Genomic DNA, 15,730 nt, shown 5'->3' with positions numbered 1-15,730 from the left:
CGAGGATCAGCGAACGACCGTCACTGGAACCGGCGCCCGGCGGACGACCTCCTCCGCGACGCTGCCGAGCAGCACGCGGGAGACGCCCGCTCGGCCGTGATTGCCGACGACGATCTGGTCGACGTCGTGCGCTTCGGCGAACGCGACGATCTCCCTGGCCGGATTCCCGACGGCCGTCTCGATCCTGAACTCGACGGGCGTCGAGTCGAGGAAGTCGTCGACGTCCTCGGAGACCGCCGCTTCCGACTCGTCTCGCCGTTCTTTCAACCGTTCTTTGACGAGTTCGATACCGGCGCCGGTGGAGCCGTCGGCCGCTTCGATGACCCGTAACAGGATGAGTTCGTCGTCGGCGTGTTCGCTGACCGCGTGTTCGACTGCGTTCCGTGCCGGAGACGAACCGTCGTAGGCGACGAGGACTGCCATACCGAAGGTGAATGCCGAAGGGGTATAAATCTCGACCTCTCCGACTCGTCGCCGGCGCGCTTCCCGGTCGTGACCACAGCCGATGGCGGGGACTCGTCCGAGACGGGGTGCGGTCAGCGAACCGTCACCGACACGCGCCGCGTCCGCGGCCCGTCACACTCCACCAGCAGGATCGACTGCCACGTCCCGGTGGCGAGCGCGCCGTCCTCGACGGGAATCGTGACCGACGGGCCGAGCAGCGTCGCCCGGAGGTGTGAATCAGCGTTGCCGTCGAGTTCGTCGTGGGCGTGGCCCTCGTCCGGGACGAGGTCGGAGAGGAAGTTCTCGAGGTCGCCGCGCAGGCGTGGCTCGTTCTCCTGGACGACCAGCGCGGCCGTGGTGTGCTCGACGAACGCGGTTAACAGTCCAGATTCGAGGTCGTCGGGGACGGCACTCGAGACGCGGTCGGTGACGTCGACGGTCGTCAGTCGGGCCTCGGTGTCCACGGTGAATCGCATACGACCCGAACGTCGGCCAGTGTCAAAAGGTGTCCCGTCGATCGGACCTCGAGTGGGCGGTCACGGCGTCCGGACGCCGGTACGGCGCACGACGACGAGGGCGTGCTCGGCCCGGTCGCGGACGTCGTCGCTCGGGTCGGTGTCGGCGAGCCGCTCGAGGGTCGACGACCACGACGTCGAGGCAGGCTCGGTGGCCGACGCGGGAGCCTCCTCGACGACGTCCCGGAGCCGGTCGATGGCCGCCACCCTGAGTGCCGGCTCGTCGTGCTCGACCAGCGGTTTGACGGCCTCGAGGAACGTGGCGACGCGGGCGGGCTCGGCTCGTGCGAGCCGGGCCAGCGCTGCCAGCGCGGCCGGCCCGTGTGTCTCCGGCTCGCGCTCGAGGGCGGTCTCGAGGAGTGGCGTCGCCGGATCGATCGCTCGCGGGTGGCTCGTCGACAGCGTCTCGAGAAGGCGCGTTCCCCACGGATCGATCCGTTCGTCAGCCTCGAGGACGGCGACGACGTCCGCCACGTGGTCGACGACGGGGTCGGGTCGCCGTTCGGCGACGTGAGCCAGACACCGCAACGCGTCCGTCGTCCCCGGATGTGGCGTCTCCGCTCTCACAAACTGGACGACGGCGTCGACCGACGGCGCGACGTCGTTCGGGGCCTCGGCCGCGAGCTCTGCGAGACAGGAGACGACGAGTTCGTCGAACCCCGTCGGTGCTCGTTCGAGGAGCTGTCGGAGTTTCGGTACGGTCGGGACACAGCGCCGTGGCTCCTCCTCGAGAGCCGTCCGAATCGTCCGGACCGCTTCGAGCTGTACGTCCTCGTCGGTTGCGTCGAGTTTCGCGAGTATCGACGGGAGGTGGAGCTCATCGGACGGCTCGGACGCTCCCCACGCTACTCGCCGGTTCCCATCCCCCGGCATCGCACGGTTGAACGTATCGCAAGGGTAACAAAAGCGTTCCGGCCGTCGAGACCGGTTCGAGGCGACACCGGCGGCCGTTCGTTCGGTGCTGGCGAACGCGTCACTCGCGTGGCCGCTCAGGCCAGCCACTCCTCGGGCTTGGTGTCGTAGTCGACGTCGTCGGCCGCCAGGTGCTCGACGTCCTCCCACGGGACGTCCTCGATCGTGACTTCGTGGCCGTCGTAGCGGATCAGCTTCCCCCGTTCTTCGGGTTCGGGCTCGCGGTTGCGCCGCCTCGCCACCTCGACGTCGTGGTCGTCGACTTCCTTGACGATCGTCAGCAGGTTCACCGGCCGGCCCCACAGCTCGAAGACCCGTTTCAGCGTCTCGGCGGCGTTCCCGACGTCGAGCATGACGCCGTTGTACTCGTGACCGAGCAACAGTTCGCCGGCGTTGTCGTAGTTGCCGTCGTAGACTGCGATCGTCGGCTTCCCGAAGTTGGTAAACTGCAACAGCAGTTTCTTCTTGACGTCCTCGGCGTCGACGCTCGAGACGTGATACTGCCCCGTCGCCCGGGAGTACTCGTAGGTGAAGTAGTCGTTTTCCGTGATGAACTCCTGGGTTAAGAACTGATCGAGGAAGGTGACGTCGTTGTGGCTCTCCCGGACGTCGTACAGCCGGTCCCAGCCGGCGGTAAAGTCGACATCGGCGAGTGCCTCCTCGACCGACGAGTAGCGGGCGTCGTCGAAGAGGTAGCGGCCAATCCGCTCGAGTTCGTTCTGGCTCACCCGCGAGAGGAACCCGCGGTGCTGGCGCTTGACCAGCGAGTAGTGTCGCCGGGCCAGCCCTTCGTCGATGAGCACCTTCCACGGGTAGCGATTCACGTCGATTTCACCCGCACGGGCGGCTTCGAGCGCCTCGCGGTCGACATACTCGTCTGGGACCTCCTCGAGGGCGTCGAGGCTCTCGGGCGTGATCCGATCGATCGCCTCGGGCGGCTCGAGGAACTCGAGCACCTCCTCGAAGTCCACCACGTCGGTCAGGTTCCGCCAGGAGACGCCCTCGATCCGCAGCAGGTGCTCGAGCACCTCGCGGCGGTTCGTGGTGTTCTCGACGTACTGCCAGAGGGCGAAGCCGAGGCTGTAGGGGTTGAGCCCCGGCGAGGCGAGTACCTTCGCCATGTGGTCGGCGTAGCTCAGGAACTCGTCGTCGCCGGCGAACGCCTCGTCGCTCATCATCTTCGACTCCCAGTAGGCGGCCCAGCCCTCGTTCATCACCTTCGTCATCTTCTGGGCGGCGAAGTAGTACGCCTCCGCGCGCATCATGTCAAGGACGTCTCGCTGCCAGGGCTCCATCTCGACGGCCTTGCCGGCCTCCTCGTCGTACTGTTTGCCGTGTTCGCGGACGAACGCCAGCACGTCCTTCTCGGGGCTCTCCGGGAAGCTCGCCACGTCCTCGTCGGCCTCGAGTGCCTCGAGCCAGGCCTCGTCGAACACCTCGGCTTTCACCTCTTCGGAGAGGCCGAGTTCGTCGAGCTTCTCGGCGAGGTCGTCGTCGAGCTGTTCGGCCCCGTCGTCCAGTTCGAGCCGACGGGCGAACACGCGGTGCTGGTCGATGTTGTCCTCGAGGCTCAGGCAGTGGTCGACCCACTTTTCGACCGCCGCACGGTCGATCTCGGGGTCGGCCATGTACTCGCCGATCGCGCGGGCGTGACGCTCGAGCATCGCCGCCGCGTCGACCGCGTCCCCATCTGCCCGCCCGGCGGTGAACATGCCGAACCACTCGTTGTTCGCGAAGAAATCGGAGTGGGCCTCGACGTGGGTGATAACCGCCTTCTGGTCGGCCAGCGTGTTCGATTCCTGGAGGAATGCGTGGGCGGGGTTGTCGTTGTTGACGATCTCGAAGGCCTTCCCCCCGCCGTAGCGGTCCTGCTTCTGCTGGCGGTCGTACTGCATCCCCCAGCGCCAGTGGGGATATCGCGACTGGAAGCCGCCGTAGGCGATCAGCTCGTTCATCTCGTCGTAGTCGACGATCCAGTAGTTGACCGGATACGGCTCCAGGCCGAGCTTCTCGGCGAGGTTGCGCGCTTCCTCGACCGGCTCCTCGAGTTCGCCGGCGATCGCCTGCTTGCGGTATCTGTCTGCGTTGCTCATGATTCGGATTCACCCTCTGTGCTAAGGATTTCGTAGATCGCGTCGGTCACGTCTTCCTCGCTGTTGACGTACGCCACCGCCACGTCCTCGGCGTCGCCGAAGTGACGCTCGAGTTCCTCGGCGTGGGTGGCGTTGATCGCGTTCCCGCTCGGCTGGGTCTCGACGTAGGCGTGGAGGTTCGCCGGGATCTCCTCCATCAGCGGGATGACGCGCTCTCCGGTGTCGTTGCTCGAGTTCTCGCTGTCCCCCGCGGCGAAGACGTAGCGGTTCCAGTCGCTCCAGGGGTACTCCTCGAGTACCTCCCTCGCGAGTTCGTACGCACTCGAGATCTTCGTTCCGCCACCGGAGCGGATGCCGAAGAAGTCCTCGCGCTCGACCTGCCAGGCCTCGGCGTCGTGGGCGATGTAGACGAACTCGGCGTTGTCGTACTTGCCCGTGAGATACCAGTCGAGCGGGGTGAACGTGCGCTCGACGAGTTCGCGTTTCTTCTCGCGCATCGAGCCGGAGACGTCACGAATGTTGACCACGACCACGTTCTTCTCTTTCTCCTCGACGATCTCCGGGTAGCGGTAGCGCTCGTCCTCCCGGCGGAAGGGGACGTGTCTGATCCCCTCCCGGCGGATCTTCTGCTGGACGCTCTCGCGGTCGACGTTCGCTTCGACCTCCTCGATCGAGGCCCACGTCCCGCGGTCGTCTGCGACCTCGCGGTGGGCCTCCTCGATCCACGCCATCGAGACCGGCAGGTTCTCGCCGCGAGCCCACTCGAAGACCTCGCGCGGGGTGATCCCTTCGATCTTGCACAGCTCTCGCAAAAAGTCCTCGTCGAAGTCCATCGCGAGCTTACGCTTGAGCCCCTCCTTGAACATCCGCTCGAAGTCGAGCGTGCTGTCGGGGCCCGAACGCGTCAGGTCCGTGTAGGGGCCTTCCTTCTCCTCGATCACACGCTTGCCCTTTGGCTCTAAGTCGAGCCCGAGTTCCTCGTCCAGTTCCTGGGCGAACTCCTCGGGATCCATCTCGTAGTACTCGTGGTCGCCGCCCTCCTCGCCGGGTTCGTCGCCGTCGCCGTCGTCGTCACCCGGCTGGGGCTGTGGCTGGCCGACGGGCTGGCCCACGTCGGGCGTGCCGCCGTCGCCCTGCCCGACGCCACCCTGGTCGCGCCGGTCGTACTCGAACTCCGGCAACGAGACGATCTTGACGGGGATCTGGATCTCGTCCGGCCGACTTCCCCCGAGGTCGCCGTACTGGATGAAGTCGGCCAGATCTTCGCGGCGCTTCTCACCCACTTCGCGGAATCGGTCGAGGTCGTCTCTCAGTCCCATCGGTAGCTCACCTGGCCCATGACGTGTCTGCTGGTCAGTTCCGCCGACGCTCTCGAGTAGTCGAACAGATCGATCATCGCCTCTAGCGTCTCTTCTTTGACGGTTTCCGTCTCCGTCCCGCTCGGCGGATCGTCCCACTGCCGCGGGTCGAAGTCCTCGAAGGTCCGGCGCACGTCGTCCCAGTCGTGACTTTCGAGGACGGCCTTGACGACCGGAATCGCGCCGAGGTCGACGTCCTCGACCGCGAAGTCCTCGTCGCGCTGTTCCCACGCGTAGCGGTTCAGCGCCGTGATGACCTTCTCGCGGCGGAATTTTCGGACGCTCTCGCGGGGAAGGTCGCCCTGGTAGGCCTCCTCGGTAAAGCGCCCGAGGTGCTCGACCTCGAACACCTTCATCTTCAGCGGATCGGGTTCGACGCGCTCGCCGCGTTCGTTCTGCAACGGTTCGTCGGTCTCCCAGGCGTAGACGTGCTCGACGTACTCCGCAACGGTCTCCTCGTCGACGCGTTTGTCGTGCATGATCGCTTCGACGACGTCCGCCTCCTGGCGGTCGAAGACGTGGTTTTTGACCGGCACCACGCGGTTCTCGAACTCCGAGCGTTCGCCGGCCGAGAAAACCGGCGCGTCGGCCATTCCGTCGGCCAGCGCGTTCAGGACGTCGCGGGGCATGATCACGTCCTCGACGGGAAGATCGGGGTGGTGGCGGTCCTGGCTCGTCTGGAGAAGCTCTGCCAGCGTATCCCGCGTGTACGTCACCGGGATCCCGTGTTCGCCGTCGTCCGCCTCGTCGTCGAAGTCGAACTCGTCTTTCTCGAGTCTGGCGTCGCCCTCCTGGAGGTAGCCCTGGTCGAAGATCAGCGCCTTATCGACGAGATCGAGCCCCGAGGGCAGGTCCATCTCGTCCAGGCGCGTGACGACGGCGTACAGCGCCGCTGCCTCGATCGCGTGCGGGGCGAACTCCCGGTCTCTGAGGTCGCCCTCGGCGTCTTTGACCCTCACCGTCACCGGCTCGCGAATCTTCGCCTCGAGGTCGTCGTACGCCTCGGCCTCCCAGACGTCGGTTTCGCTGGTGAGCTCGCGACGGATGAGTTCGGTTTCGAGACTCAGGTTGGTGAGGTAGCCGAACTCGTGTTTGTCGAGCCGGCGTTTCAGCGCCTTCAGCGGGTCGGTCCCGTTGCGGTCGGCGTGCTGGTTGAGCTGGGCCTCGAGGTCGGGGTTCGAGATGATCAGCAGCTGGGTGTCGACGTCCATCCCGATCCCCTTGTCGAGTTTGACCGACTGCTCGTCGGGGACGTTCAGCAGCTTCTGGAGCAAGTCGGCGTGCTGGGCGGCGTCCTCGACGATCGTCAGGACGCTGTTGCCCTGGGAGAGCACGCCGTCGTAGGAAAATGCCTGGGGGTTCTTCCGCCCGCGCGAATCGAGTTCCTGGAGCATGCCGTGCATCCACGAGCCCACGAGCCGTTCTTTCGGCGAGCCGTCGTCCTCGGAGTGAAGGACGCCGACGCCCTGTCCGACGTCGATGACGTAGTTTTTCACCCGCAGGTGGCTCTCGTCGGTGATCGCCGAGAACAGCTCGTCTTTGCCCTGCCGGCGGTAGCGTTCCTCGAGGAAGTCGTACGCCTCCCGCGAGAACGGGTCGAGGCGGGTGTCGACGTCGATCGGGACGGGCTCCTCGAGTTGCTCGTTCAGGTCCGCGAGCAACGCCTCGCGGGCCTCCTCGGGGAACACCGACAGCGGGTGCGCCTGGACGGGACTCTGGTACCAGTTTTCGTCGTCCACTGCCGTGGGGTCACCACCGTAACTCAGTCCGCGGGCGTCGGCCTCCGTCGTCGCGACGTTCCACTCGACCGTGTAGCGCCGTCCCTCGGGCGTCTTCGAGTACTCACGGAGGCCGTTGACCAGACACCGCTTGAGCTCGGATTTCCCCGTCGCCGTCGGTCCCTCGAACCAGATGATCTTTTCGGCCTTGCCACGGCCCGCGGCGATCGACCGCAGGTCGTCGACGAAGTCGTTGAGCACTTCGGTGTTCCCGAGGATGGCGTGTTCGCCGCCGTTTCCCGGGTCGTCGAAGAAGCGGTAGCGCTGTTTCTCCTCGCCCTCCTCGACCACCGTCCGCGTTCCGGCCGCCTCGATCGCCTCGAGCAGGTACTTCGCGGCGTGGGAGGCGAGCCCCGGGTTCTCGAACACCCGATCGACGTACGCCGCGAGGCTCATCGGCTCCTCGTAGGTCTCCTCCAGCGCGCGGTCGGCCGCCCTGACGTACTCCTCTCCGGTCATGCTAGGTCTGGATCTCTGCTTTCGCGACCTCCGCGCCGGCGAACTCGAGGACCTCCTTGGCGCCGTCTTCGGAGTAGCCCTGTTCGATCAAGGCGTCGATCCACGAGGAGCGTTCGTCGTCGTCGACGTCGCTCGCGCTGACCAGCGCGGAGAAGTTGATGTTGTGTTTCTTGTCCTCCCAGAGCTTGCGCTCGAGCGCGCGGCGCAGGCGGTCGTTGTCCTGGGGGTTGAACGTGTCGCCCTCGCGAGCGCGCCGGGAGACCCAGTTGCTGACCTCCTGGCGGAAGTCGTCTTTGCGGTCTTCGGGCACGTCGAGTTTCTCCTCGACGCTGCGCAGGAACGTCTCGTCGGGTTCTTGCTCGCGACCCGTGAGTTCGTCCTCGATGGTGTCGTCGTCGATGTAGGCCATCACGTGGTCCATGTACTTCTCGCCCTGGCGCTGGATCTCGTCGAGATCGTACGCCAGCGCGTGGCGGACGTCCTCGATGGCGCGCTCTCGGTACTCCTCGCGGACGGTCTCGAGGTAGCGGTAGTACTTCTCGAAGTTGTCCTCGGGGATCGAGCCGTGGTGTTCTAAGTTCTCCTCGAAGAAGTTGAACACCGTCAGCGGCGAGAGGAAGCCCCGGCTGCGGTGTTTCGAGTCCATGATCGCCTCGGCGATCTCGTCGCCGATGAAGCGCGGCGAGACGCCGACCATCCCCTCACCGATCTCGGCTTTGACGGCGGCTTCCTCGCGCAGCTTCTTCACGTCTAAGTCGTCACCTTCGTCGATCTCGCCGTTGTACGCCTTCGCTTTCGAGAGCAGGTCGATCGTCTCGGTGTCGGGTTCTTCGATCCGCGTGAGCACGCCGAACAGCCCCGCCATCTCCAAGGTGTGTGGCTCGACGTTGATGTCGGGGACGTCGGCGTTGTTCAACATCTTCTCGTAGATGTGGGCCTCCTGTTCGTAGGAGAGGACGTACGGGAAGTCGATCCGTTTCGTCCGGTCGTTGAACGCCTCCATCTTCTCGTCGCCCTTCTTGTCCTTGTATTCGGGCATGTTCGTCCGCCCGACGATCACCTGGTCGATGTCGATTCGCGGGTTGTTCTTCGGCTTGATCGTCATCTCCTGGGTGGCGTGCAGGAAGTCGTAGAGGAACTCCCGCTGGAGTTTCAGCAGCTCCTCGCCGGAGAACACCCCACGGTTCGCGTTACAGAACGCCCCCGAGTAGTCGAACGCGCGGGGGTCTGACTCGCCGTAGATGGCGATCTTCGAGTAGTTGACGTCGCCCGTGAGCTCGGTCTCGTCCTGGTTCTTCTTGTCCTTGGGCTCGAACGTCTCCAGACACTGGCGTTTGTTCTCGTCGGCCACGAGGCGAACGATCTCGACGTGGTTCTCGAGTACCTGTTTGAGGTCGTCGTCGTAGTAGGCCAGCAGCCGATCCATGTAGAACTCGCTCTCGGGGTCGAGGCTCTGCTCGTTGCGGATCGTGTACGGCGCGTCGAGGCGCTCGTTCAGGTCGTCGATCACCGACTGGCGCTGCTCGAGCGGGAGGAGCACGAGCGGGTCCTGATTCATCGGGGAGCGGACGGTGTCGTCTGCGGGATCCTGGTCCTTGATCACGTCACAGAGGTTCGTCCAGCGGAAGGTGTACATCCGCCCCTCCTCGCGCAGGGTGTAGTCCTCGAAGTACCGGCGCACCTGCCGGTCGAAGTGGGACTTCCCGGAGCCGACCGGGCCGAGCAGGAGTTTGATGCGCCGTTCGGGACCGAGCCGCCGAGCCCCGGATTTCACCTTGTTGACGAACTCGTGGATCGACTGGTGGATCACCTTGCCGTAGAAGGTGTTCTCGCCGTCGCCTAGCGGGTCCTCGGAGGCGAGTCGGTACTCGACCACGCCTTCTGTCTCGTCGTACGTCGTCCCGTAGTAGTCGAACATATCCGCAACGCGCTGGTGGGCGTTTCGCGCGACTTTCGGGTCCGCGTACAGCTCCTCTAGGTACCAGTCGAAGGTTCTGGTCTCCCGCAGATCTGCGGGCATCGACTCCTGGTAATCGTTGCTCAGCTTCTCGAGCGTCTCGATGTCACCGGTCATGGTATCGTTGTGGTCGAAGGCTCCCCAGCTGCATCCGTTCTGATCGTCGCGTTCGCGGCCGACCGGTTTTCGGTCGGCGTGTGCCGTCCGGTCGGACGGCCTTCGGAATCCGCCACGCAGTCGACCGAGTCACAAGCACGACTCCTCGCGAGTGGACGCGTCGAAGAGTGCAGCTCGGTTCGGGCGGCGATCTGTCGTGTCATGCGTGAACCAATGCCACTCGACTCGGGTGACGGCCTGGTCGACACGTCACGATGTCGTCGCGCCGGGGACGGGCGCAGCGTGGCTCGGTCCGTCGGACGGATACCGATAGTATTTAATGAGTGAGTAATACAACTACTTAACTCTGGCCCCAAAAGATATTTACCAGGAGCTAATTCCGACGGCCATCTGACAGAACCCATGATTGTTAAGGGGTATCACACCCGTACTGGGGGTGGGTCGTATATAAGTGAGCGGCCTGAGAACGCCGGTGCGCGCTCGCGCGCACTCCCCGGTCGGGCGAGATTTCGTCGAGCGAGATTTCGCACCCACCGACCGTGGCGATCGACGCGACGGGGATTTACGTTTCCCTCCCCTCGATCGACCCATGACGGCGTTCGCCGACCTTCCGGAGAGCTGGGTCGTCTGGAGCGACGAGGACGACGGCCGAAGCGTGCTCGTCTACCGACCGGACGTCTTCGACGCTGAGGAGTTCCCGCCCGCCTGTCTGCCGACGCTCTATCTCACCCAGGGCAGACGGTCGCGCCGACCGAAGACGAACCCCAACGACCGCATCGGCGACCGCGACTGGTACGTCACCCTCTACCTCGAGCCCGACGTCTCCCTCGACGAAACCCACCGGTTCTCGAGCCGCGACGCGGCCCTCGAGTGTGTCGTCGAACTCGCACGGTCGTTCGACGACGGTGAGATCGATTACCGCGAGCTGTACCAGGTTCCACGTGATCGATACTTCGCCCGTCTCGACGAACTCACGGGCCGCGACTGACGTGAGTCTTAACCGCCCCCGTACCGAACCGCTTCGTATGTCCACCGTCACCCTCATCGGAACCCGCCTGGCCAATCCCGACACCGAGTTCGTCTACCGCGGCGAGGCCGACGCCTGCGCCGGCTGCCCCTATCGGAGCCAGTGTCTCAATCTCACGCCCGGAACCCGCTACCGGGTCACCGACGTCCGGGAGAACGCCCAGACGCTCGAGTGCGCGCTCCACGCCGACGGCGTCCGCGCGGTCGAAGTCGAGCCCGCGACCGTGACCGCGAACGTCCCCTCGAAGGGGGCGTTCGCCGGGAGCAAAGCCGGCCTTCAGGGCCCCTGTCCGTACGTCGACTGTCCCAGCCACGAACTCTGCGAACCCGACGGCGTCTCCTTCGACGAGGAGTACCGCATCGCCGAGATCCACGGGGACCCACCCCACGACGTCTGCCACCTCGACCGCTCGCTCCAGCAGGTCGACCTCGACCTCGACGGCTGATCGGCCTCGACCGAACGACTCACAGAAGGCGGTGGCGCGTATCGGCGTCCAGCCGATCAGCTGGCGGTCTCGCTGACCTTCTCGGTGAACTCCTCGAGCGTGAGCTCGTCCTGGACGTAGGCGACGGCCCACTCGACGTCGACGAAGAACGACAGGACGGCATTTCCGGCGTCGTCGACGACGGTGACGTCGATCGAGCCGATCGCCACCTTGAACGCGTCCGGGTCGACGATCGCGTCCGCGACGACCGCGAGCAGTTCCTCGAGGTTCTCCTGGGCCAGGGCCGTTTCCGTCGCCTCGACCTCGACGTGGACCGTCGATCCGTCGCGTTTGACGTGATCGATCTTCAGCCCGTACTCGTCCAGGTCGAGTTTGTCTTTGTCGAACCCCGGGACGTCACCGGTCGAACCGCCGTTCCCGTTTCCGTTTCCGTCGTCGGTTCCGTCACTGTGGCCGTCGTCATCGACGCCGCCGCCGTTCTCGTCGTCACCGCTGTCATCGCTCCCGGTGCAGCCGGCCAGGACGGTTGCGAATACAGTACCGCTGCCGATCAGGAGGGCACGTCGCTCCATATCACCCTCATTGAATTCCTCCCGGATTAGTAATTAGCAGCTACCAGACCTTCCGGGACGTCGACTCGCGACCCACCGTTTCGACTGCCGATTTTGGGTCTGATCGACACGGACCTGACCAGCTTCGCCGGACGGCCACCTGGTCTGATACTCGGTAGGCGAGTGGCTAACCCGGTGGGTGAATAGCCATCCCCCGGGCGAGGCGGTGGTAGTCGAGTCGTTTCTTCGGGGAACTGGGTCGCGGCGACGACCCTCCAGGAAGTGCCGGATGGAACGGGTGTACGGCGACGGTACTGCCGGGTACACGGTTCGTTCCGTTAGCCCGTGACGGTTCAGGCCGTGTCTCGCTTCTCGCCTCCGTCCTCGCCGAGCCAGCTGCTCGCCCAGCAGGCGATCTCGTCGAAGACGGGCTCGAGTGACTCACCCTTCTCGGTGAGGCTGTAGTAGGTCGCGATGGGCGCGTCTTCCTCGATGCGCCGGTCGACGAACCCCCGTTCGCCGAGGTCGTCGAGCACCCGCGAGAGCGTCCGCGCGTTCGCCCCGGTCGAGCGCTTGAGTTCGTTGAACCGCTGTTCGCCCTCGAGCAGTTCGTGGAGGACGGCGAGTCGCCACTGCGAACCGATCAGCTCGATCGATTCGATGACGGGGCAGGCGTCGACGTCCTGTGTGTCGGTCTGCGGTGGTTCCGATGCCATCTGGTAACCCGTACGTCAGCGAAAGGCTATAGCAGTTCGGTATCGTACCAGCTAACACGACGTTAGTACTGTTCGCCGACCGACTGTGACGACCACACCGCGATGACAGACACCCCACCGACGACCGGCTTGCACCACGTGACGAACATCTGCACCGACATGGAGCGGACGAAGGCGTTCTACGAGGACGTGCTCGGCTTTCACACCGTGAAGCTGACCGAGAACTACGACGATCCCGGCACACTCCACTACTACTTCTCGTCCACGCCCGAGGGCGAGCCCGGCACGACGGTCACTTACTTCGAGTACCCCGACAGCCGTGGCCAGCCCGGGCCGGGGGCGAGCCACCACTTTGCGATGGGTGTCGAAGACAGGGAGACACTCCTCGAGTGGCGCGAGCACCTGCTCGACCACGGCGTGCGCGTCTCGCCGGTCCGCGACCGGACGTACTTCGAGAGCATCTACTTCTCCGATCCCGACGGACTGGTGTTCGAACTGGCGACGATGGGCCCGGGGTTCACGGTCGACGAGGAGGTGCCCGGGAGCGAGCACGTCGATCCGCGAGGGGCCGACCAGTGACGGACGACGAGCGCCACACGAGCGAGGCCCTCGAGACGACCGGTGACGAATCGACGATGGGCGTCGACGTCGCTACACACGAGGGGTCGCTCTACCGGATCCTCTCGAGTGCGGTCGTTCCGCGGCCGATCGCGTGGGTGAGCACGACCACCGGAGAGGGGGTGGACAACCTCGCGCCGTACAGTTTTTTCACGGTCGCTTCGGTCGACCCGCCGATCGTCCTCTTCGCGCCGGTCGACGCCCCCGACGGCCTCAAGGACACGCCGCGAAACGTGCGCGAGACCGGCGAGTTCGTCGTCAACCTCGTCACGATGGAGCTCGCCGAAGCGATGAACGAGACGAGCGCCACGCTCCCCGCTGACGAAAGCGAGTTCGACCACGCCGGACTCGAGCGCGCCCCTTCCGTCGTCGTGTCGCCACCGCGCGTGGCCGACGCACAGGTGGCACTCGAGTGCACTCTCCACGACCTGCTCGACGTCGGCGGCTCGACGCTCGTGCTCGGCGAGGTCCGATACGTCCACCTCGACGGGTCGGTGACGACTGACGGGAAACTCGACGTGCGCGACGTCGACGCCGTCGGCCGTCTCGCCGGGAGCTTCTACGCGACGACGCGCGACCGGTTCGCGATGGAACGGCCACCCTGAGCCGGGCCCGGGACGTCGACCAACGCGGCGAGTCGCCCGCGCCGGAGCAATGGAACTCCGTCACCCTGGTGCACGAAACGCCTTGAGCCGAAACTGCAGAACGACCCGTTCGACGACCGGCTCGGCCCCCGTCCACGTCACCGTCACCTCGGTGAGCCGGTACGACGGACCGACGGAGACTTTCCGCGCCGAGAGTTCGGCTCGCCAGCCGTCGCCGTCGAGTTCCGCCTCGCCGACGCGCTCGCCGCCGAGGTGCTCGAGGTAGCCCACCGCCTGCTCGAGCGTGAGTCCACGGAACCGCCGCGTGAGCCGAAGCTCGCCGTTCTCGAGCGATCGTTTCGCCGGTGGGATCCCATCGAGGGCTGCTCGCTGCTGTTCCATCCGCGGCGTGAGGCTGGGGCTAGTCATAGTAGGGTCTCGTATAACACCCTCCGCCGGCTGTGGGGATAACCGTTGGTTCACCTGGACGAGACCGTTCCGATCCGGTCGTGAGTTCAACGCACCGACCGATCGCTACTCGAGAAACTCGCGCAGAATCGCGTTGAACACCTCGGGCCGTTCGCGCGTCGGCCAGTGACCGCAGTCCTCGAGCACGGCCAGTTCGGCGTCCGGCAGCCGATCCGCCGCCCGTCTCGACCACCGGGCGGGAAAGAGCGGATCCTCGGCGCCGTGGACGAGGAGCGTGGGGACTGTCAGCGACTCGAGGTCGTCGGCGTAGTTCGTCACGACGGTGCCGTCGGGCGCGAGTTCGTTTCGCTGGAACGCCTCGAAGGCGCGGCCAGCGTCGGAACGCCTCGCTCGGCTGCGGACGTCCTCGACGAATTCAGGCGAGAGGCGGACCGGATCGGCGACGACGCCGCTTAGCCCGACCCGCGTGGCCTCACTCGAGAGCGCCAGCGCGTTCCAGCCGAGGGCGTTCATCCCGGGCACGTGGGCGACCGTCTTCCAGAACGAGCCGACGGGAATCCGTTCTCCGAGGCCGTAACTCCCGACGAGCGTCAGCCGTTCGACCCGCTGTGGGTATTCGAGTGCGAACCCGAGCGCCGCCGCCCCACCCATCGAGATACCCGCGAGGGCACACTGCTCGAGGCCGACCGACTCGAGAAAGCCCTCGAGGAGGGAAACGTAGCTGTCAGTCGTGTGCTCGAGCGGGCCCATACTCTCGCCGTAGCCGGGCCAGCTCGGTGCGTACACCTGGTACCCCTCGGCGAGTTCCTCGAGGGTGTGTCGCCAGGAGAGCGTCGCGTCGTCCACGCCGCCGCCGTGGAGCAAGACGACGGGCGGTCCCTCGGTTCCTGCCCGCCGGTAGGCGATCCGACAGCCGTCGACCGTCGTCACGCCGGTGCCGCCGGTCATGGGGTAAACTCCGCTTCCGTGAGTCGGACGACGAGCGTCTCGTCGACGTCCCGGAGGTCGTACGTCGGCACCTCGCCGTCGGTCCGCCGGACGTAAAGCGGCTCGACGAGCCGACCGGCCGCGGCGGTCCGCGTTCGTCCCCTCTCGTCGACACCTCCGCTCGCCGTGGCGTCTTCGTCCGCCGGTGCGTCGGTCCCATCCGTCGGAGCGTCTTCGTCCGCCACTCCGTCACCGCCGTCTGTCGCCGGTGTCTCGGCGGTTCCAGATTCCGCATCGGGGTACTCGACGCCGTAGACCTTCAGGTACTCCCCGGTCTCCCCGGGCTCGAGGTCGCCGTTGCGAAGCGCCTCGGCCAGCTCTCGCGAGAGCCACTCCGTCTCGCTGACGCTCGGCTCTAAGACGAGCGCCTCGTCGACGAACCGGACGAGGTACCACTGGAGATCGTTGAGCAGGGAGACGGCGGCGCCGACGCTGACCGTCCGCAGCGCCAGCGTGTTCTCGAACGGCCGCTCCAGCTGGTAGGTCGCGAGCGCCTCCCGAGACGTCTCTCGAGAGAGCAGTTCGTACCGCACGTTCACATCCGGGGACCCGACGAGACAGACGCGCGTCACTGTGTTTTGGTGGGACCGACGGGGTAATGTGGGTTTCGCCTCCCGACAGCCATTGCCAGACACGCGACAACGGTGGGCCGTTCGGACGGGGTGGATCGACGACGTACCGTCTCTGAGGAGTGCTAATTTGGCTGTTACTTATGTCGATTGGTCACTCGAGTAGCGCAC

16 protein-coding genes are annotated in these 15,730 nt (G+C 65.6%); 4 read left to right on the top strand and 12 right to left on the bottom strand.

Annotated elements, in window-relative coordinates; all coding sequences use genetic code 11:
- Positions 1 to 6: 6 nt before the first annotated feature.
- From NMQ09_RS15385 to NMQ09_RS15355, 7 genes are all read right to left on the bottom strand, one after another.
- On the bottom strand, positions 7 to 423 hold the full coding sequence (locus NMQ09_RS15385; RefSeq protein WP_255191466.1) for a universal stress protein: 417 nt from the start codon (positions 421 to 423) through the stop codon (positions 7 to 9).
- Positions 424 to 536: 113 nt separating this feature from the next.
- The gene (locus tag NMQ09_RS15380) at positions 537 to 920 is read right to left on the bottom strand and encodes a secondary thiamine-phosphate synthase enzyme YjbQ (RefSeq protein ID WP_255191465.1); all 384 of its coding nucleotides are present in this window, start codon (positions 918 to 920) and stop codon (positions 537 to 539) included.
- Positions 921 to 980: 60 nt separating this feature from the next.
- Positions 981 to 1,832 (bottom strand): HEAT repeat domain-containing protein, encoded by an 852-nt coding sequence (locus NMQ09_RS15375; RefSeq protein ID WP_255191464.1) that lies wholly within the window; start codon positions 1,830 to 1,832, stop codon positions 981 to 983.
- A gap of 116 nt (positions 1,833 to 1,948) precedes the next feature.
- Positions 1,949 to 3,964, bottom strand: coding sequence for a SpoVR family protein (locus tag NMQ09_RS15370; RefSeq protein ID WP_255191463.1), 2,016 nt, complete (start codon positions 3,962 to 3,964; stop codon positions 1,949 to 1,951).
- Entirely contained in the window at positions 3,961 to 5,283 is a 1,323-nt protein-coding gene (locus NMQ09_RS15365; RefSeq protein ID WP_255191462.1) for a YeaH/YhbH family protein, read from the bottom strand. Before NMQ09_RS15365 ends, NMQ09_RS15370 begins: the two co-directional genes overlap by 4 nt.
- Complete coding sequence (locus NMQ09_RS15360) at positions 5,274 to 7,559, bottom strand: PrkA family serine protein kinase (protein ID WP_255191461.1); 2,286 nt, start codon at positions 7,557 to 7,559, stop codon at positions 5,274 to 5,276. The genes NMQ09_RS15365 and NMQ09_RS15360 overlap by 10 nt, the downstream gene beginning before the upstream one ends.
- Position 7,560: 1 nt before the next feature.
- The gene (locus NMQ09_RS15355; protein WP_255191460.1) at positions 7,561 to 9,633 is read right to left on the bottom strand and encodes a PrkA family serine protein kinase; all 2,073 of its coding nucleotides are present in this window, start codon (positions 9,631 to 9,633) and stop codon (positions 7,561 to 7,563) included.
- A 589-nt stretch (positions 9,634 to 10,222) separates the two neighbouring features.
- Between NMQ09_RS15355 and NMQ09_RS15350 the strand changes: the two genes are divergently transcribed.
- Together NMQ09_RS15350 and NMQ09_RS15345 are read left to right on the top strand one after the other, a co-directional pair.
- Positions 10,223 to 10,621, top strand: a complete 399-nt coding sequence (locus NMQ09_RS15350) for a DUF5820 family protein (protein ID WP_255191459.1) — start codon at positions 10,223 to 10,225, stop codon at positions 10,619 to 10,621.
- Positions 10,622 to 10,658: 37 nt separating this feature from the next.
- Positions 10,659 to 11,105: a UPF0179 family protein gene (locus NMQ09_RS15345; protein ID WP_255191458.1), complete on the top strand. Its 447-nt coding sequence runs from the start codon at positions 10,659 to 10,661 to the stop codon at positions 11,103 to 11,105.
- A gap of 56 nt (positions 11,106 to 11,161) precedes the next feature.
- Here the strand turns inward: NMQ09_RS15345 and NMQ09_RS15340 are convergent, their stop codons facing one another.
- Positions 11,162 to 11,677: a DUF8159 domain-containing protein gene (locus NMQ09_RS15340; protein WP_255191457.1), complete on the bottom strand. Its 516-nt coding sequence runs from the start codon at positions 11,675 to 11,677 to the stop codon at positions 11,162 to 11,164.
- 332 nt (positions 11,678 to 12,009) lie between these two features.
- On the bottom strand, positions 12,010 to 12,372 hold the full coding sequence (locus NMQ09_RS15335; protein WP_255191456.1) for a winged helix-turn-helix transcriptional regulator: 363 nt from the start codon (positions 12,370 to 12,372) through the stop codon (positions 12,010 to 12,012).
- Between the two features lie 102 nt (positions 12,373 to 12,474).
- On the opposite strand from NMQ09_RS15335, the gene NMQ09_RS15330 reads away from it, so the two are divergent.
- Together NMQ09_RS15330 and NMQ09_RS15325 are read left to right on the top strand one after the other, a co-directional pair.
- On the top strand, positions 12,475 to 12,951 hold the full coding sequence (locus NMQ09_RS15330) for a VOC family protein (protein ID WP_255191455.1): 477 nt from the start codon (positions 12,475 to 12,477) through the stop codon (positions 12,949 to 12,951).
- 56 nt (positions 12,952 to 13,007) lie between these two features.
- A complete protein-coding gene (locus NMQ09_RS15325) occupies positions 13,008 to 13,595 on the top strand; it encodes a flavin reductase family protein (RefSeq protein ID WP_255194603.1) in 588 nt (195 codons plus the stop codon).
- Between the two features lie 60 nt (positions 13,596 to 13,655).
- Here NMQ09_RS15325 and NMQ09_RS15320 read toward each other — a convergent pair whose 3' ends face one another.
- The 3 genes from NMQ09_RS15320 to NMQ09_RS15310 form a co-directional block, all read right to left on the bottom strand.
- Complete coding sequence (locus tag NMQ09_RS15320) at positions 13,656 to 14,003, bottom strand: MoaD-like domain-containing protein (protein ID WP_255191454.1); 348 nt, start codon at positions 14,001 to 14,003, stop codon at positions 13,656 to 13,658.
- 105 nt (positions 14,004 to 14,108) lie between these two features.
- Entirely contained in the window at positions 14,109 to 14,951 is an 843-nt protein-coding gene (locus NMQ09_RS15315; RefSeq protein ID WP_255191453.1) for an alpha/beta fold hydrolase, read from the bottom strand.
- Complete coding sequence (locus NMQ09_RS15310) at positions 14,948 to 15,562, bottom strand: DUF5804 family protein (RefSeq protein WP_255191452.1); 615 nt, start codon at positions 15,560 to 15,562, stop codon at positions 14,948 to 14,950. The genes NMQ09_RS15315 and NMQ09_RS15310 overlap by 4 nt, the downstream gene beginning before the upstream one ends.
- Positions 15,563 to 15,730: the final 168 nt, after the last annotated feature.

Source organism: Natronobeatus ordinarius (genome assembly GCF_024362485.1).
GTDB lineage: Archaea > Halobacteriota > Halobacteria > Halobacteriales > Natrialbaceae > Natronobeatus > Natronobeatus ordinarius.
This window is presented reverse-complemented; position numbering and strand designations above follow the sequence as displayed.